An 18,499-nucleotide genomic window follows, 5' to 3' on the forward strand; every position below is an offset into this window, starting at 1 on the left:
GACGACCGCTGCGTGGCGGGCGACCGGCCTATCGGTCAATCAGCGGCGTCTTCGATGAAACGTGATGGCTGGCGATTCTCCAGTCGCCGTCCTCGCGGATGATGACCCAGGTGATCTTGACTGAGAGCGTGGGATCATCCTCACCTAGGAAGAATGTCGCGGTGCCGGCCATGTTGACTACGTCAAGGCCGACCTGTGCCGCGTTCACGTCGGAAAATTGAACGGTCGGAGAGCGCCACCGCGGCAAGCCATTGAAGTAGGCCGAAACCCCTTCCCTGCCGCGATAGAGCGTCGGGTTGGAGCCGAAGAAGAATGCGCTCTCCGAATAGAGCGAGGCGAGTGCTGTGGCATCCAGCCTGCTGAAGCCGGCGGACCATTTTGCCATGATAGCGGAGACGATCTCGTCGGCTTCGCCCTGCATCTCGCTCACCTCAACTCTTGCCGCCGACTTCCTTGGCAAAGGTGTCGCGCAGGCCGATGGTACGGTTGAACACCGGCTTGTCCGCCGTCGAGTCCGGATCGCGAACGAAATAGCCCTGGCGTTCGAACTGCATCACCTCGTTCGAATTGCTTTCCGCGATCGCCGGCTCGATGCGCGCGTCCTTGAGCACTTCCAGCGACTGCGGATTGAGATCGGCGGCGAAGTTGCCGGCGTCCGGACTGGGCGTCGCGAACAGCTGGTTGTAGATGCGGATCTCGGCCGGTTTCGACTGTGCCGCCGGCAGCCAGTGCATGGTCGCCTTCACCTTGCGACCGTCGGGCGCATTGCCACCCTTGGTCGCGGGATCATAGGTGCAGCGGAGTTCGACGATCTCGCCGGCGTCGTCCTTGACGACGCCGGTGCACTTGATGAAATAGGCGTAGCGCAGCCGCACTTCAGTGCCCGGCGAGAGGCGGAAGAATTTCTTCGGCGGATTCTCCATGAAGTCGTCGCGCTCGATATAGAGCTCGCGGCCGAAGGCGACCTTGCGGGTGCCGGCTGCGGGATCGTCGGGATGGTTGATCGCCTCGATCTCCTCGATCTGCCCTTCCGGATAATTCTCGATCACCACCTTGAGCGGCCGCAGCACCGCCATGCGCCGGAGCGCGGTGCGGTTCAGCTCCTCGCGGATGCAGAACTCCAGCATGCCGACGTCGACCACGCTGTTGGACTTGGCAACCCCGATGCGCTTGACGAATTCGCGGATCGCCGCCGGCGGCACGCCGCGCCGCTTCAATCCCGCGATGGTGGGCATGCGCGGATCATCCCAGCCGGCGACATGCCCCTCGCGCACGAGCTGGGTCAGCACGCGCTTGGAGAGCAGCGTGTAGGTGAGGTTCAGGCGCGCAAATTCGTACTGCCTGGGCTTGGACGGCACCGGCAGCTTCTCGAGCAGCCAATCATAGAGCGGCCGATGGTCCTCGAACTCGAGCGTGCAGAGCGAGTGCGTGATGCCCTCGATCGCATCCGACTGGCCGTGGGCATAGTCGTAGCTTGGATAGATCGACCATTTGTCGCCGGTGCGCGGATGGTGCGCGTGCAGGATCCGATACAGCACCGGGTCGCGCATGTTGATGTTGCCTGAGGCCATGTCGATCTTCGCCCGCAGCACGCGTGTGCCGTTCGGGAACTCGCCGGCTTTCATGCGGCGGAACAGGTCGAGGTTCTCTTCCACCGAGCGGTCGCGATAGGGAGAGTTCTTGCCGGGCTCGGTCAGCGTGCCGCGCGAGAGGCGAATCTCCTCCTGGCTCTGGTCGTCGACATAGGCGTCGCCCTGCCTGATCAGGCTCTCGGCCCATTCGTAGAGGCGCTCGAAATAGTCCGAGGCATAGTAGAGATGATCGCCCCAGTCGTAGCCGAGCCAGCGCACGTCGGCCTGGATTGAATCGATATATTCCTGCTCTTCCTTGGTCGGATTGGTGTCATCGAAGCGCAGGTTGCAGTGGCCGGGAAACTCCTGCGCGATGCCGAAGTTAAGTGCGATCGACTTGGCGTGACCGATATGCAGGTAGCCGTTCGGCTCCGGCGGGAAGCGCGTCACGACGTGGCCGTGCTTCTTTGCAGCGAGGTCGGCCTGGACGATGTCGCGAATGAAATCGCGCCCGGTCTCCGCCGCCGTTTCTGCCGCCACTGGTTCTGTCGTCATCGAGGGTTCCTATGCATGATCCGAAAAGCTGGAAGCCGTATTTCCGAAAGATCATGCTCAAATATGGGATCAGCCGCCCTTCTGCCAAATTCGTCCCGGCCCGCCAAGTCCGCTTTCGAGGCTGCTTTTGGAGAGCCCAAGGCTTTTTGGTAAGGCCAAGGCTTTAGTTATGCGTTGTTCCTGCTATACACCAGCGCCGTTCGAAGCCTGAGCCCGCATCCGGTCATGTCTGATTCCGTCGTCACACGCTTTGCCCCCTCGCCGACCGGCTTCCTCCATATCGGGGGTGCCCGCACCGCGCTCTTCAACTGGCTCTATGCCAGGAAGCACGGCGGCAAGATGCTGCTCCGGATCGAGGACACCGACCGCGAGCGCTCCACCAAGGAGGCGATCGATGCCATCCTGGATGGCCTGACCTGGCTTGAGCTCAATTGGGACGGCGAAGTCGTCTACCAGTTCAGCCGCGCCGCCCGCCACCGCGAGGTCGCCGAGCAACTGCTCGCGGCCGGGCGAGCCTACCGATGCTATGCCACTGCGGAGGAACTGGCCGCTATGCGCGAGAAGGCCCGCGCCGAGGGCCGCACCCGCCTCTACGATGGAATGTGGCGCGACCGTGATCCGGCCGACGCGCTGCCCGGCATCAAACCAACGATCCGGCTGAAGGCGCCCCAGACCGGCGAGACCGTGATCGAGGATCAGGTCCAGGGCCGCGTGGTCTGGCAAAACGAGAACCTCGACGACCTTGTCCTGCTCCGCGGCGACGGCACGCCGACCTATATGCTGGCGGTGGTGGTCGACGATCATGACATGGGCGTTACCCATGTGATCCGCGGCGATGATCACCTCATCAACGCCGCGCGTCAGAAGCAGATCTACGACGCGCTGGAATGGAACATCCCGAGCATGTCCCATATCCCGTTGATCCATGGCCCCGACGGCTCGAAGCTCTCCAAGCGCCACGGCGCGCTTGGCGTCGATGCCTATCGCGCGATGGGCTACCTGCCGGCGGCGCTGCGCAACTACCTGGTCCGGCTCGGCTGGAGCCACGGCGACCAGGAGATCTTCTCCACGCAGGAAATGATCGAGGCGTTCGACCTGCCGGCGATCGGCCGTTCGGCGGCGCGGTTTGATTTCGCCAAGCTGGAGAACCTCAACGGCCACTACATCCGGCACAGCGACGATCAAGCCCTCGTGACTCAGTTCGAGAACATCCTGGACTACGTTCCGAGCGGCGCTGCCATCAAGGCCAAGCTCAACGACGAGACGCGCGCGCAATTGCTGCGGGCGATGCCGAGCCTGAAGGAGCGCGCCAAGACGCTGATCGAATTGATCGCGGGCGCCTCCTTCATCTTCGCCGACCGGCCGATCGAGATCGAGCCCAAGGCCGCCGCGCTGCTGACGCCGGAGACACGCGCGCTGATCGGAAAGCTACGCGCAGCGCTCGACACCGTCACCGACTGGCGGCTGGAGACCACGGAAGCCGCCATGCGGAATTTCGCGGAGCAGAACACTCTCAAGCTTGGCGCTGTCGCCCAACCGCTTCGGGTAGCGCTGACCGGGCGCACCACCTCGCCGGGTATTTTCGATGTCCTGGCGGTATTGGGGCGGGAGGAAAGTCTTGCCCGGTTGGGTGATCAGGCGGCTGCGTAAGCCCGCCATGCCCCTCCGAGGGTCCATCTTGCAGCGCAGTGGGCAATAAGCTACCCATCTGGCGACGTCTTCTAGACAATCCGGCCTGTCCCGACATCCGCCGTAGAATGGCACCTCGGGCAGGTTCGATTTTCGCAACAAATTCATCGGGGACAACACGATGGACGCAAAATCCAGCAGCAAAGCAGCCACCCTCACGATCGGCAACAAGAACTACGATTTCCCGATCCTGAGTGGCACCGTCGGCCCTGATGTCATCGACATCGGCAAGCTGTACAGCCAGGCCGGCGTGTTCACCTACGACCCGGGCTTCACCTCGACGGGGAGCTGCGAGTCCAAGATCACCTATATCGACGGCGACGCCGGTATCCTCGAATACCGCGGCTATCCGATCGAGCAGCTCGCCGAGCACGGCGACTTCCTCGAGACCTGCTATCTTCTGCTCTACGGGGAGCTTCCGACTCCGGCGCAGAAGAAGGATTTCGACTTCCGCGTCACGCATCATACGATGGTGCACGAGCAGATGGCGCGCTTCTTCCAGGGCTTCCGCCGCGACGCTCATCCGATGGCGATAATGGTCGCAGCCGTCGGCGCACTTGCCGCGTTCTACCACGACTCCACCGACATCAATGATCCGCAGCAGCGCATGATCGCTTCCATGCGCATGATCGCGAAGATCCCGACGCTGGCGGCGATGGCCTACAAATACACCATCGGTCAGCCCTTCATGTATCCGAAGAACTCGCTGAAGTTCGCCGAGAACTTCCTCAATATGTGCTTCGGCGTGCCCTGCGAGGAATACAAGATCAACCCGGTGCTGGCGGACGCACTGGAGAAGATCTTCATCCTGCATGCCGACCACGAGCAGAATGCGTCGACCTCCACAGTGCGCATCGCCGGCTCCTCGGGCGCCAACCCGTTCGCCTGCATCGCGGCCGGCATCGCCTGCCTTTGGGGCCCGGCACATGGCGGCGCCAACGAGGCCGCGCTGAACATGCTCTACGGCATCGGCAAGGTCGAAAACATCCCGGACTTCATCGCGAAGGTGAAGGACAAGAACAGCGAAGTCCGCCTGATGGGCTTCGGCCATCGCGTCTACAAGAACTATGATCCGCGCGCCAAGATCATGCAGAAGATGTGTCATGCGGTGCTGAAGGAGACCGGGCACGGCGACGATCCGATGCTGAAGGTCGCGATGGAGTTGGAGAAGATCGCGCTCAACGACGAGTACTTCATCGAGCGCAAGCTCTATCCGAACGTCGACTTCTATTCGGGCATCACGCTGAAGGCGATGGGCTTCCCGGTCTCGATGTTCACCGTGCTGTTCGCGGTCGCCCGCACCGTCGGCTGGATCAGCCAGTGGAGTGAGATGATCGAAGATCCGCAGCAGAAGATCGGCCGCCCGCGCCAGCTCTACACGGGCGTCGCCAGCCGCGAATACGTCCCGATCGATCAGCGGAAGTAAGCATCAAGCTTTCCGAACTTCGAAACGGCACCATCATTTCTGGTGGCGCCGTTTTCATTTGCCGCCACCGCCGCGCTAAAGCCGGAGCCCACTTTTCCGGATCATGCTCTAGTACGCGATCGTGCTGCGCACGCCGATCAGCGCCCCGCTTCTCACCGGCAACCCCGGCGCAATCGGGTCCGGAACGTGTCCACCGGGATGGACGATATATTCAAAGACCGGCTGAACCGTCCAGCCTGGCTTGATCTGAGCCTGATAGGTCAGCTCGATCGTGAGCTCGAAATCTCTGAGCGGCTGATTGTGTCCAGTTAGGTCGATCATGTCGCGATCGAGCGCGCGCGCCCGATCGGAGAGATGCGCGCAGATGAATGAAGCCCCGAACTTGTCCTCGGGTCTGCCGGGCGGCAGGCCTGAGAACACTATTCCTGCGTCGAGGAAGAAGTCGACCAGGTTGCGATCCGATGGCGTACCCGAGATCCGACTGAATACGGCGATGCCGCTTGCTGCGTCGCCACCTTCGGGGCGATAGATCTGCTGATCGATGATGCCGTAGATGCCGCTCGACCCCCGAAACAAGCGGGCGTTGCCGCTGCTGAACGGGCTTGCCTGCGAAAGGCCGGCGTCGTCGAACCTCATGTCGGCGAACGTCCCGAAATGGTGCCATCCGCCGAGCCGCAACGTGCCGGCCAGCCCCCGCGAATGCCTGTCCTGATTGTAGCGATACTGCAGTTCTCCCATCAGCAAGGGCGCATCGTTGACGCGGAAATTGGTGCCGGTGCGATTGACGGTCGCTTGCCCGCCTGGGTCGCCGTTGAATAGTGCGACCAAGGCTGTCCAATTTGGGCTGGGATCGAATTTCAGCCGGATGCCGGGCGTGGCAAGAGGATAAGCGGGACCGCCACTCGGCAGGTTGGCACCAGCGATTGTCGGCCAATCGCTGCTGATGAGCGTCCTGCTGTAGTCGCTGGCGAAAAATTCGGTGTCGGCCGCAAGCTGGCCGGCGCGAATGCTCAAGCGGCCGTCGAACAGCGTCTGCTCCAGCCACAACTCGGATAGTCGCGTCGACGGCACGGCCTCGATGTTGCTGATCGTGATCAAGCTCTCGAAATGCCGATCGCGCAGCCCACCCGTATGATGAATCTGGAAGGCGTTGGCGAAGAAACTCAGCCCCGGCCAACCCGAGAGCTTCTCCAGGTCCGCTGCGATGAAGCCTTCGAGCTTGCCCTCATAGAGTCCCCCTCGCCGAATGCCTCCGGACAGGTTGCGCAGCGCTTCGCCGGTGTAGATCAGCCCATAAGTGATCCCGCGTTCCGCGAGCCATCTTCGCATGCCCATGGGATCGCCCTCGGCCGGCAGGCTGATCGCGATCGATGACGGCGGGATGCCATTCAGCGAGGCAACGTCGTCAGCGCGGGCCGGCGCGAAAACAAGAAACGCGGCCACCAAGCCCACCACCATTGACGTCTGAACTCGCCGGAAAGACTCGCCAAAATGCAATTGCGATGCATTCGCAATTCTGCGGCGCACCCCGCCGAAATCGTCGATCTGACGTCTCACGCTCACGGTCGCCCCGCCCCAGTTGCGAATTACTCGCAATCAGGATTGACACAAGCGGTTCCACCAAGCAAGCTTTATGCAACTAAGTCGCAACTGCAACAAGCAGCCACGCCTTCGCTGAAGGCGAGGCACGGCTTAAGCGGGCCGATGGATATCTGATCGGTTAGTCTGGGGGGCGCCGGGCCCGATGCGCGCAGGCCTGCTGAAACAGGGCCGTGAACGACGGCTAGCTAGACTAGAGCTGCCGACGTCGCGTGAGGTCGCAGCCTCTATCCTTGAGGGCGCTGTGGAACTGAGCACACGCTAACCTGACCGCGGAGGATGTTTCGGGATTAACGGCGCCTTGGCGGTTTCGGATGACGCCGAACCTGTCCGCCAGGCCCTGATTGAGGCACGCGCGTCCGGCGAGACGCGGCTTCGCGAGCGCTTCGAGCGAGCGAAAGACGAAGGCGACCTACCCAGAACGGGGTGGAGGCGCGCCGTCTTGGCTGCTTGTCGCGACCAAACTTGCCCGGCAGTAGCCTACCGGCTAGTGCGCCCCACACCAGCAGCGGTGGCGGTTCCGACATCATCAACCTCGACTGGCGAAGAAGCGCCAGTTGGCGATCCCAGCGAGCCGATGCGGGTTGGCGGTTCGGTCGTAGGCGTCGCTTTCCACGATCTTTCTAAGGTCGGCGAAACGCTCATAGCGCACGACGACGATGTCGTCCCAATCATCGTTCGGCCCGGCGAGCAGTCCGTTCAAGCGATTGCCCGCATAAACGAGCTGGGAGGCCACACCGAGGTCTTCGGCTATTGTCCTGAAAGCACCCGCATAGCCTTCATAATAGGCGCTGCGGGCGTTCGGCTTAGCGCCCTCGAAGCCAGCGGGGTACTCGGGGGCGTTGCGGAACCAAAGAAGATTGATCATCACCACTGGACCGTCGCCGACCGCGTGCTCCGCAGCGTCCAAGGCTTCCCTCGTGAGTTCGTTCATTTCCACGAAAATCTCCTTACAAACTTACAATTTTCATATTAATGTCAGATCGTCAAATTGGCAACTACCAGTCCCAGTCAATGAGGAATGTGGCGCGATGGCGCTGAATAGATCAAAGGAAGAGCGGGCACTGGACGGCGCGACGGAGGTGTTTACCCGTTACGGCTACGCGCGCACCACCATGGGCGACATCGCCATTAAAGCGGGCATGTCCCGGCCCGCTCTCTATCTCGTGTTCCCAGACAAGGAGGCCGCTTTCAATCGGGTGATCGCACATATGGACCAGCACAAGCTGACCGAGATCGCCGCTGTTCTGGCAACGCTACCGAACCTTGAATCCAAGCTGCTGCACGCGTGCCTCGCTTGGGGCCTGCACGGAGTGGAACTGGCGGCCGTGCACCCGGACGCCGCCGATCTCTTCGATTTGCGCTTCCCGGCGGTCCGGCAGGTCTATGCGAACTTCCAGGCTCTGGTGACGGAGCTGATCTCCGACGCGCTCACCAACTCGCGTCTGGAGGCGACCCCGACGGATCTCGCCCGTGTTCTGGTGTACGGCCTGCGCGGCCTGCGCGAGGCGGCCTCGGACCCCGACGACATGCGCCGGCTCGTCACCATGCATGTTCTTAGCTTCGCCAAGGCCATAAGTGCGTAGTCGCCGGCCAGATCTGTGAAGCCGTGACGGTGCCGGGCGCTCGCCGAGGGCGACCGCGTCCTTATCAGCAGTCTGTCGGACAGCACGAGATTGGACCACATTGAGGCCTCGTTGAGCGTGAAGGCGACCGAGCAAAATCACTGACAGGCATTCGAGGTCTAGGCGTTCGTTAGAGCGCGAGCTTGTTCCGTTTCGCATGCGCCGACCAAGGTCTATAAGGCGCATCAGCGCGAGAGTTCGGTTGGTCGTAGCCCATATGGCGCTGGTGGGAACATGATTATCCGGGCCTTCACTGGCCGGAATACAACGCCTCGAAACGCCGTGCTTAGTCTAGCTCGTCCGCCGTCCGTTCCGGATCGTCGCGAGCACGATGTCGGCGGCGCGCACGCTTGGCGGCTGATTGCCGGTCGACATGATCTCATCCAGCTTGGCGAAGGCCTCGACCTGGTTCCGGCGCAGCGCGGAATCGCCAAGCACTTCACCAAGCGCCTGCGACAGCTTCTCGGGCGTGGCGTTCTCCTGCAGGAATTCCGGAATCACCTCGCTGCCGATCACGAGATTGGCGAGGATCACCGAGGGCACGCGGATCGCGCGGCGCAGGATGAAGGCCTCAATGGCGCCGACGCGGTATGCCGTCACCATGGGAACGCCTGACAGCGCAAGCTCCAGCGTCACGGTGCCGGATTTGGCGAACGCGGCATGGGCGATCCTGAATGCTGCGCGCTTCTCGCTCTCGCCGACCACGATTTGCGGCTTGACCTGCCAGCCCTGCACGCCCTCGCGGATCGTTGTTTCCAGATGCGGCGTGGTCGGCAGGACCGGCTCGAACGCAACGCCGCTTGCGCGCAATTGCGCCAGCGTTTCGCCGAACAGCGCGAGGTGATGCCTGATCTCGCTGCGCCGGCTCCCGGGCAGCACCAGCAGGACCGGCGGCTGTGCATCGCGCCGCTTCGCTTCGTCGGCATACGGCCGCAGCGAGACAAACTGTTCGGTCAGGGGATGGCCGACATAGCTGCAGGGTGGCCCGTGGAGCTTGCGATATTCTTCCGGCTCGAACGGCAACAGCGCCAGCACGTGATCGACATAGCCGAGCATCGCGCGCGCCCTGCCCGGCCGCCACGCCCAGACCGACGGCGACACATAGTTGACGATCGGAATGCCGGGATTGCGGGCGCGGACGCGGCGGGCGACGCGATGGGTGAAATCGGGGCTGTCGATGATGACGAGCATGTCCGGTGCAGCATCGGTCACGGCCTCCGTAGTGCGCCGGATCAATTGCAGGATTTTCGGCAACTGCTTCACCACCGCGGCGAGGCCGACGATCGAGAGTTCTTCGATCGGAAACAGCGAAGTGAGGCCTTCGCTGGCCATGTCGGGGCCGCCGACGCCGGCAAATTGTACGGTATCGCCGAGCCGCTGGCGCAGCACCTTCATCAGCGCAGCGCCGAGGCGATCGCCGGATTCCTCCGTCGCGATCAGGAAGATCTTGCGCGTGATGTGTTCGGTGCGGCTGTACATCAGCTTTGCAGACCGACGACGAACAGCCGTTTTGCATCCGCAGCCTCGATCATGGCCTGCGGTTCGGCGGCAAGGGTGTTACCGGCAATGACAGCAATCCCGGCAAGGCCCGCCCTTGCGGCGCCCTCGACCGTCCTCGGCCCGACCGTCGGCAGATCGTAGCGCAGGTCCTGGCCGCTCTTGGGCGCCTTCACCAGCACGCCGTGGCCGCTCAAGGCACGGATGCGGCCGTCGGCGCGGAGCCGCGCCACCCGCGCCAGGAGCCCATCGGTCCCCTCGATGTCCTCGACCGCGACCACATGGCCGTCGATCACGACCGCCGCCTGGCCGATGTCGAACGGGCCGAGCGCGGCAAGCACCTCGCGCCCCCGCGCGATGTCGGCGCTCGCACTGCCGGCCGGCGTCGCGCGCGTGATGCAGCCTTCGGGCATCAGCAGATCCGGGGCGACATCCTTGATCCCGACCATGCGAAATCCATCCTGTTCGAGAATGCGGCCGACGCCGGATAGCAGATGATCGTCGCCGCCTCGAAACGCGCGGATGACGTTTCCGAGAACGCGGAGCGTCTTGAAGTCCAGCCGGATTTCGGAGAGCGCCGGCCGCATCAACGTGCCGATGAAGATCAGGTCGCGGCAGCCCTCCTCGCGAAACAGCCTTGTCGCCCGCCCAAGCTGGCCGACGGAAATCCAGCGATGGCGGAAGCGCTCGACGCGAGCCGGATCACAGGCGCCGCGCAGCGCGAACAGCACCGGCGCGATGCCACGTCTGGTAAGCGACTCCGCGACGGCAAAGGGCATGGCGCCCCCACCTGCGATGACGCCAACCGGAGAGGAAATCGCTGGAGCCGCTGACGTCATGGCTCAGGCGCCCCTCGCATCAGTGCTTGCCGTCTACGGCCGGAAGACAGAGCGGTCGCTTGCCCTTGCCGATGAAGGCGAGGATCTCGGCGATTGCTGGATCCTCGGCCGCCAGCGGCTGCACCGCGGCCAATCGCTCGGCGAAGACACCCTCGCCGTGGAACAGCTTTTGGTAGAAGGCGCGGACGGTCACCAGCCGCTCCCTGGTGAACTTGCGGCGCCTCATGCCGATGATGTTGAGGCCTTCGAGCACGGCATATTGGCCGTTGGCGAGGCCGAACGGGATGATGTCGTCACGCACGCCGCAGACGCCGCCGACCATCACCTGCCGCCCGATCCGCGTGAACTGATGTACGGCGGAGAGGCCGCCGATATAGACGAAATCCCCGATCTCGCAGTGGCCGCCAAGCGTGGCGGACGTCGCGAAGATCACATCGTTGCCAACCGTGCAGTCATGACCGACATGGCTGTTGTTCATGAAGTAGCCGCGATCGCCGACACGCGTAAGTCCGCCGCCTTTCACGGTGCCGATGTTCATCGTCACGCCTTCGCGAATGGTGCAGGTGGTGCCGATCTCAAGCCGCGTCGGCTCTCCGCGATAGCTCAGATCCTGCGGCGGCCCGCCCAGCACCGCAAACGGCGAAATCACGCATTCCGCGCCGATCGACGTGTGGCCGGTCACGGTCACCTGCGCAATGAGCTTGCAGTTCTCGCCGATCACGACATTGGGGCCGATGACGCAGTAGGGGCCGATCGAGGTGCCCTCGCCGATCACGGCGCCATCCGCAATCCGCGCGGTGGGATCGATCATGCTCATTACGACAGGCCCGCTACTGGTTGATGCGCAACCGCGCTAAACAATCGAATTTTCCGGTGGTTAGCGCGACATTGCCCGGCATGTCCAGTGACGTATCGTGACGGCGTATTGCAGCGCGCGGCACGCGGATCGTGTCCGGAGTTCGAAGGGCGCGCCGAGCCGTTCAATCCGTCAGCATCGCACCGACATCGGCTTCGGCGACGATCTGGCCGTTGACCTTGGCGTCGCCGTGAAACCACCACATGGTCTTGCGGCGGCCGATCGAGCGCATGTGGTACTCGATGGTGTCGCCGGGCATCACGGGCTTACGGAATTTGCACTTGTCGATGGTGAGGAAATAGACGGCGCGCGGCTTCTCGGTGCCCTCCACCGACTTGATGCCGATCACGCCGGCGGTCTGCGCCATGGCCTCGATCATCATCACGCCGGGATAGACCGGGCGCTCGGGAAAATGCCCGAGGAACGGTGGCTCGTTGAAGGTGACGTTCTTGACGCCGATGCCGCTATAGTCGGCACGGATGTTGATGACCCGGTCGATCAACAGCATCGGATAGCGGTGCGGCAGCGTCTTGAGGATGTCGTTGATGTCCACAAGCTCGAACCTGACCGGTGACTCCTCCATTACTCCTGTTCCTCGCGTTTCGAATCCAGTGCACCGTCGCGCACCAGGCGCTCCACCGCAAGAATCTCCCTAAACCACTGTTTGGTCGGTTTGGCAAAATGACCACCCCAGCGGCCATTGGCCGGGATGTCGTCCTTCACGGCGCTCATCGCCGTGACCTGGGCACCGTCGCCGATCTTGAGGTGGTTGTTGATGCCCACCTTGGCGCCCAGCGCGACATTGTCGCCGATTGTCAGGCTACCCGCGAGCCCGATCTGGGCCGCAAGCAGGCAGTGCCTGCCGATGGTCACGTTGTGGCCGATCTGGACCTGGTTGTCGACTTTCGTACCCTCGCCGATCACGGTGTCCCGCAGGCTGCCGCGGTCGATCGTGGAACCGGCGCCGATCTCGACATTGTTCTGGATCAGGACCCGGCCGGTCTGCGGCACCTTGAGGTGGCCGTCGGGCCCGAAGAAGATGAAACCGTAGCCGTCCTGGCCGATATTGCAGCCGGGATGGATCAGGACGTTGTTGCCGATCAGCGCGTTCTGGATCGTCGTCTTGGCGCCGACATTGCAGTCGCGTCCGATCTTGACGTCGGCCGCGATCACCGCGCCCGCACCGACCACGGTGCCGGAGCCGATCTCGACCCGGGCACCGATCACCGCCAGCGGATCGACGGTCACGCCGTCCTCCAGACGCGCCGTCGGATCGATGATCGCCGACGGCGCAATGCCCTCGACGCCGAACCATGAGCCAGGCCTGAGCGCATCGCTGTGCCATTGCCGGGCCAGTTGCACGAAGGCGTGGAACGGCTTTGCGGCCCGGAGCACCGCCACATGAGCGGGAACCTCGGCCTCGAAGCGCGGGCTGACCAAACAGGCGCCGGCCTTGGTGGAGGTGAGTTGGTCGACATATTTGAGATTGTCGAAAAACGACAGATGCATGGGGCCAGCCTCGTCGAGCGAGGCAAGCCCCCTGATTACCTGGCTACCCCTGGAGAGGTCGACCAAATGCGCCTTCGTCAACGCGGCGATGTCAGCCAGCGTCGACGAAGGGGGACTCTTAAAGAAGATCGGCTGCGCCATTCCATCCGTCGCAGTGCGGCCGACGATCGCGCTTAGAACGATGTTCCGCCGCCAAACTTGAATTCCTGCACGCGATCGAACTGACCCTTGGTAAGCGGGATCGCATAGTCGAACCGCAGCGGACCGAACGGCGAGGCCCAGATCAGGCCGACACCGACCGAGGTACGGACGACGTTAGCATTATCATATTGCAGTCCAAGGCAGGTTCCGGGGCTGGACGGGGTCGTCGCGTTGCCGACCGTTGGCGGAATGCAGCCCGGCACATTGACTTCGCCCGTCTGAGCCCAAGAGGTCGGTCCCTTGTAGTCAAACAGACCGCCAGCGTCGGCATAGATCGAACCCTTGAGCCCGACTTCCTTCGGCAGGAACCAGAACGGCATCTGCAGTTCCGCCGATACGCCCCAGTACTTGGTGCCGCCGAGTGCGTCCATCGTGCCGAACGGGTTGATGTCACGCGGACCGATGCCATTTGGCGCGAAGCCGCGGACCAGGTTCGGACCCATCTGGAAATGGTCGAGCATGCGGATCTGGTCATTGCCGATCTGGTTGAGGATACCGCCCTGCGCATGGATCAGGCCGACGATATCGGCGACCAGCGGGGTGTAATACTTCACGTCGATCGCGCTCTTGATATAGCTGACGTCGCCGCCGACGCCGGCAAAGTCCTGCTTGAAGTCGACCAGGAGGCCGTCAGTCGGGTTCTTGTTGTTGTCGAGCGTATTGTAGTTGAGCGAGTAGCCGAGCGCCGAAGTGATCGCCTTGCCGTTCTGCAACTCCTTGCGGACCGGCAGCGAAGCTTCGCCGTCGCTGTAGCACCACAGGCCAAGACCCGAGGCATCGGTAGCACCCAGCGCATTCGCAGCGGCGGCACCGTTGGCCTCGACCCAGGCCGGCGACGGATTGAAGGCGAGCAGGCCGTTGCTGGGATTGTTGTTACAGTTCGCCAGCTGATACGGCAGGCTGATCTTCTGCTGATAGATCGAGTAGCGGAGCTGCAACGCGAGGTCTTCACGCAGGCTGAAGCCGAGCCGCGGGCTGAAGCCCAGGGTTTCGGTGCCGTACGAAATATAGCTGTTCGCGAGTTGCTGGCGCTGGAACAGGTCGAGGCCGAGCGCCACGCGATAGTCGAGCAGATACGGTTCGACGAACGACAGCGAGTAACCGCGCGCATATTGTCCGTAGGTCACGGACGCCTTCGCAAACAGGCCTCGCCCAAGGAAGTTGCGCTCCGAGATGCTGACTTCCGCGAGCGCACCGTCGGTGGTCGAATAGCCGCCCGAGACCGAGAAGTCGCCGGTCGACTTCTCCTCGAGATCGACGATCAGGATCACGCGGTCGCTGGAGGAGCCCGGCTCCGTGGTGATCTTCACGCTCTTGAAGAAGTCGAGGTTCTTGAGCCGCCGCTCGGCGCGATCGACCAAGGCGCGGTTGTAGGCGTCGCCTTCGGAAATATCGAACTCGCGGCGGATAACGTAATCGCGGGTGCGGGTATTGCCGCGGATATTGATGCGCTCGATATAGGTTCGCGGGCCCTCGTCCACGGCGAACACGATCGAGACGGTGTGATTCTCGAAATTGCGGTCACCGCGCGGCCGTACGATGGCGAAGGCGTAGCCCCGCCGCGAGGCCTCGATCTGCATTTCCTCGACCGATTTCTCCAGCGCCTCGGCGTTGTACAGCGAGCCGACGGAAACACGCGAGAACGAGCTCAGCGAGTTGGCATCCAGCGTTGCGATCGAAGACTGATAGGAGACCGATCCCACCCGATACTGCTGCCCCTCCTCAATCTTGAAGGTGACGAGGAAGCCCTTCTTTTCGGGATCGTATTCGGTCAGCGCAGCCACCACCTGCACGTCGGCGAAGCCGTGCTTGAGGTAGAAGCGGCGAATCAGGTCGCGGTCGGCCTCGACCCGATCGGGATCGTAGGTGTCGGCGCCGCCGAGGAAGCTCAGCAGGTTCGATTCGCGGGTCTTGATGACGTCGCGCAGGCGGTAGGAGGAATAGTAGTTGTTGCCGATGAACTCGATCGACCGGACGCCGGTCTTCGGGCCTTCGGTGATGGTGAAGATCAGGTCGACGCGGTTGTTCGGCTGCTCGATGATTTCCGGGTTGACGTGCACATCATAGCGGCCCGAGCGGCGGTAGATTTCGGCGATGCGCTGGGCATCGGACTGCACCATCGGACGCGAGAAGGTACCGCGCGGCTTGGACTGGATTTCCGCGGAAAGCTGGTCGTCCTTGACCTTCTTGTTGCCCTCGAAGGCGATGCGGCCGATCACAGGGTTTTCGACCACGGTGACGATGATCCGGCCACCGGCCGTGTTGATTCGGACGTCCTGGAATAGGCCGGTCTCGATCAGCGCCTTCAGGCCATCGTCGATGTCGGCCTGGCTCAGGCGCCCGCCCGCACTGGGCCTGAAATAGGAGCGGATGGTCTCGACCTCGACGCGGCGGTTCCCCTCCACCGTGATCGAATCCACCGTCTGGGCGGCAGCAGGCGCAGACATAACCATAGCCGCCAGCGAGGCAGCCACCGGCACAGCGAACATGATCAGGGCGGCAAGCAGGCCCCCCCGCACTCGCATTCCAACAATCATGCGCACCGCGCCCTTATCATTCCACTGCCGGCCCGTTCCCCAACGGTCCGACAGATTCCCAACCTTACTGCCAAGCTTGTAACCAATTTTGCCATGGCGGCAAACGATTGGCGGCCGTGCAATTCCATTTTCATTCCAAGACGTTGCCGTTAGGCAACGCCACAAAAAAGCCGTTTCACGATGCCGCGAGATGGAGGATGTCGTTGTAGGTCGCGAACACCATCAGCATTAGCACCAGAGCCAGCCCGATTCGGAACCCCATTTCCTGCGCGCGTTCGGACAGCGGCCGGCCGCGGATCGCCTCAACCGCATAGAACAAAAGATGGCCGCCATCGAGCAGCGGCACCGGGAACAGGTTGAGGAGCCCGATCGAGATCGAGAGCACGGCGGCGAGGTGAATCAGCGCGGCAAGGCCGATGCTGGCGACCTGCCCCGAGATCCGCGCGATTCCGAGCGGCCCGCCCACCTGGTTGGCGGCCTCGCGGCCGGTGAAGACACCGCCGATATAGGAGATGGTCCGGTCCACCACGAACCAGGTCTCCTTCACCCCAAGCCAGAGCGCGGTGGCAGGATCGACCCGCTCGGTCACGGCTTCGCCCGGCGCGGTGGCGCGGGTGATTCCCAGAATGCCCTGCCGGTGGGTGTTCCCGAAGGGATCCTTGATGTCGCGAAGTTCAGGCGTCGCCTGCAACTGGATAGTGGAACCGCTGCGCTTGACGGTGAAGGTCAGCCGATCGCCACCGTGGATGCTGACGATACGCTGCATGTCCGAGAAGCTGCCGATCGCGGTACCGTCGATCGCGGCGATAACGTCGCCAACCTGGAACCCGGCCGTCGCCGCGGCACTTCCCGGCTCAATCTTGTCGACCTGCGCCGTGGTGCTCGGCCTGCCAAAGAAGGTGAACAGGCAGGTGAAGATCACGATCGCCAGGATGAAATTGGCGACCGGGCCGGCCGCGACAATGGCTGCGCGCGGCCCGACCTTCTTGTGATGGAAGCTGCCCTTGCGCTCCTCCGTACTCATCGTCGCGAGGGTCTCGGTCGAAGGCGTGGAGGCTTCGCTGTCGTCGCCGAAGAATTTGACATAGCCGCCGAGTGGGATCGCGGAGAGCTTCCAGCGCGTGCCATGACGGTCGTTGAAACCGAACAGTTCCGGCCCAAAGCCCAGCGAGAAGGTTAACACCTTCACGCCGACCCAGCGGGCGACCAGGAAATGGCCGAGCTCATGGAAAAAAACGACGATCGTCAGGACGAACAGGAAGGGAACCACATAACCGATGAGCCCGTGACTCAACGTATTGAAACTATGCAGGAAAAATTCGGTCATTCAGATCCCCTCGACCAGGGCCGGAGGCCCCGTTCCAACCGTCTACGATGCCTTTAGGGCAATTTCAGGCAATAGGGAGGCCGCCCTATTTCTCGCGTTATGGTCAACGGAAATCGCATCATCTGCCGACGTCAGAGGCGCCAGATTGCCGGACCTGATCCAGTCGTTCAGGGTCGCCTCCACCAGCCGCGCGATCGCGCCGAACTTGATCTTGCCGGCGATGAAGGCGGCAACCGCCACCTCGTTGGCGGCATTATATACCGTGGTCGCGCCCCGGCCGGTCCTTAACGATTCGTAAGCCAGCCGGAGCCCGGGGAACCGCTCGAAATCCGGCGCCTCGAACGTCAACTGGCCTATCTTGGCGAGGTCGAGTCTTGCCGACGGCCCGACGATGCGATCGGGCCAACCGAGGCAATGCGCGATCGGAATGCGCATGTCGGGCGTGCCGAGCTGCGCGACCACCGAGCGGTCCGAGAATTCCACCATGCCGTGGATGATCGACTGCGGATGCACGAGCACGTCGATCTGGTCCGGCGTCAGCGCGAACAGATACGATGCCTCGATCACCTCGAGCCCCTTGTTCATCATCGAGGCGGAGTCGATCGTGATCTTCTGGCCCATGCTCCAGTTCGGATGCTTCAGCGCCTGCGCCAAGGTCGCCTGCTCGATATCGGCCGGAGCCCAAGTGCGGAACGGCCCGCCGGAAGCAGTGATGATCACGCGCACCAGCTCCTCGCGGTTGCCGGAGCTCAGTGCCTGAAACAGCGCGTTATGCTCGGAATCCGCTGGCAGAATGCAGGCGCCCGCCTTCAGCGCGCGCTGCATGAAGAAATCGCCGGCGCACACCAGGCACTCCTTGTTGGCGAGCGCGACCGCCGCTCCGCGATCGACCGCCGCGAGCGCCGGCTTCAAGCCCGCTGCACCACTGACCGCCGCCATCACCCAATCCGCCGGCCGCGCGGCGGCCTCGATGATTGCGCTTTCGCCGGCACCGCATTCGATCCGGGTGCCCGCCAGCGCATCCTTCAATTGGGACAGTTTGCTCGGATCGGCCACCGCCGCAAAGCGCGCGTCGAATTCCCGGGCGAGCTTGGCAAGCCCCTGCACATTGCCATTGGCAGTCAGCGCCTCGACGCGAAAACGGTCGCGCGCACCGCGCAAGAGGTCCATGGTGCTGTCGCCGATCGAGCCGGTGGCACCCAGCACGGTCACGGTGCGCACCGCGGATGCCGCGGCCTTGTTGTTTCGCAATGGGACTGCGCTCATTT

General features: G+C 63.0%; 15 protein-coding genes and 1 pseudogene. 4 read left to right on the forward strand and 12 right to left on the reverse strand.

Going from position 1 to position 18,499, the window contains the following annotated elements; translation table 11 throughout:
* Positions 1 to 28: 28 nt before the first annotated feature.
* The gene (locus J6497_RS18075; protein ID WP_225705659.1) at positions 29 to 421 is read right to left on the reverse strand and encodes a YybH family protein; all 393 of its coding nucleotides are present in this window, start codon (positions 419 to 421) and stop codon (positions 29 to 31) included.
* A 10-nt stretch (positions 422 to 431) separates the two neighbouring features.
* Positions 432 to 2,126 (reverse strand): glutamine--tRNA ligase/YqeY domain fusion protein, encoded by a 1,695-nt coding sequence (locus J6497_RS18080; RefSeq protein WP_225705629.1) that lies wholly within the window; start codon positions 2,124 to 2,126, stop codon positions 432 to 434.
* Between the two features lie 225 nt (positions 2,127 to 2,351).
* Between J6497_RS18080 and gltX the strand changes: the two genes are divergently transcribed.
* Both gltX and gltA read left to right on the forward strand, forming a co-directional pair.
* A complete protein-coding gene (gene gltX, locus J6497_RS18085; RefSeq protein WP_225705630.1) occupies positions 2,352 to 3,776 on the forward strand; it encodes a glutamate--tRNA ligase in 1,425 nt (474 codons plus the stop codon).
* 160 nt (positions 3,777 to 3,936) lie between these two features.
* A complete protein-coding gene (gene gltA, locus J6497_RS18090) occupies positions 3,937 to 5,241 on the forward strand; it encodes a citrate synthase (protein ID WP_225705631.1) in 1,305 nt (434 codons plus the stop codon).
* A gap of 108 nt (positions 5,242 to 5,349) precedes the next feature.
* Here the strand turns inward: gltA and J6497_RS18095 are convergent, their stop codons facing one another.
* A complete protein-coding gene (locus tag J6497_RS18095) occupies positions 5,350 to 6,684 on the reverse strand; it encodes a carbohydrate porin (protein WP_225705632.1) in 1,335 nt (444 codons plus the stop codon).
* 349 nt (positions 6,685 to 7,033) lie between these two features.
* Between J6497_RS18095 and J6497_RS18100 the strand changes: the two are divergent.
* A pseudogene (locus J6497_RS18100) lies at positions 7,034 to 7,288 on the forward strand (TetR family transcriptional regulator C-terminal domain-containing protein); the annotation flags it as partial.
* Between the two features lie 81 nt (positions 7,289 to 7,369).
* Here J6497_RS18100 and J6497_RS18105 read toward each other — a convergent pair.
* On the reverse strand, positions 7,370 to 7,774 hold the full coding sequence (locus J6497_RS18105) for a hypothetical protein (RefSeq protein WP_225705660.1): 405 nt from the start codon (positions 7,772 to 7,774) through the stop codon (positions 7,370 to 7,372).
* 97 nt (positions 7,775 to 7,871) lie between these two features.
* Between J6497_RS18105 and J6497_RS18110 the strand changes: the two genes are divergently transcribed.
* Positions 7,872 to 8,426 carry a TetR/AcrR family transcriptional regulator gene (locus J6497_RS18110; RefSeq protein WP_225705633.1) on the forward strand — a complete coding sequence of 185 codons (555 nt, stop codon included), beginning with the start codon at positions 7,872 to 7,874 and terminating at the stop codon, positions 8,424 to 8,426.
* A gap of 330 nt (positions 8,427 to 8,756) precedes the next feature.
* On the opposite strand, the gene lpxB is transcribed toward J6497_RS18110, so the two are convergent.
* The 8 genes from lpxB to dxr form a co-directional block, all read right to left on the reverse strand.
* Positions 8,757 to 9,944, reverse strand: a complete 1,188-nt coding sequence (lpxB, locus tag J6497_RS18115; RefSeq protein ID WP_225705634.1) for a lipid-A-disaccharide synthase — start codon at positions 9,942 to 9,944, stop codon at positions 8,757 to 8,759.
* On the reverse strand, positions 9,944 to 10,801 hold the full coding sequence (locus J6497_RS18120; protein WP_225705635.1) for an LpxI family protein: 858 nt from the start codon (positions 10,799 to 10,801) through the stop codon (positions 9,944 to 9,946). The genes lpxB and J6497_RS18120 overlap by 1 nt, the downstream gene beginning before the upstream one ends.
* 19 nt (positions 10,802 to 10,820) lie before the next feature.
* Complete coding sequence (gene lpxA, locus J6497_RS18125) at positions 10,821 to 11,618, reverse strand: acyl-ACP--UDP-N-acetylglucosamine O-acyltransferase (protein ID WP_225705636.1); 798 nt, start codon at positions 11,616 to 11,618, stop codon at positions 10,821 to 10,823.
* A gap of 163 nt (positions 11,619 to 11,781) precedes the next feature.
* Positions 11,782 to 12,240, reverse strand: coding sequence for a 3-hydroxyacyl-ACP dehydratase FabZ (gene fabZ, locus J6497_RS18130; protein WP_225705637.1), 459 nt, complete (start codon positions 12,238 to 12,240; stop codon positions 11,782 to 11,784).
* Complete coding sequence (lpxD, locus tag J6497_RS18135) at positions 12,240 to 13,307, reverse strand: UDP-3-O-(3-hydroxymyristoyl)glucosamine N-acyltransferase (protein WP_225705638.1); 1,068 nt, start codon at positions 13,305 to 13,307, stop codon at positions 12,240 to 12,242. The genes fabZ and lpxD overlap by 1 nt, the downstream gene beginning before the upstream one ends.
* Before the next feature lie 32 nt (positions 13,308 to 13,339).
* Positions 13,340 to 15,904, reverse strand: coding sequence for an outer membrane protein assembly factor BamA (gene bamA / locus J6497_RS18140; protein WP_225705639.1), 2,565 nt, complete (start codon positions 15,902 to 15,904; stop codon positions 13,340 to 13,342).
* Between the two features lie 175 nt (positions 15,905 to 16,079).
* Positions 16,080 to 17,231 (reverse strand): RIP metalloprotease RseP, encoded by a 1,152-nt coding sequence (gene rseP / locus J6497_RS18145; RefSeq protein WP_225705640.1) that lies wholly within the window; start codon positions 17,229 to 17,231, stop codon positions 16,080 to 16,082.
* 42 nt (positions 17,232 to 17,273) lie between these two features.
* Positions 17,274 to 18,497 (reverse strand): 1-deoxy-D-xylulose-5-phosphate reductoisomerase, encoded by a 1,224-nt coding sequence (gene dxr / locus J6497_RS18150; protein ID WP_225705641.1) that lies wholly within the window; start codon positions 18,495 to 18,497, stop codon positions 17,274 to 17,276.
* Positions 18,498 to 18,499 lie beyond the last annotated feature (2 nt).

The sequence above is a fragment of the Bradyrhizobium cenepequi genome (assembly GCF_020329485.1).
Lineage (GTDB): Bacteria > Pseudomonadota > Alphaproteobacteria > Rhizobiales > Xanthobacteraceae > Bradyrhizobium > Bradyrhizobium cenepequi.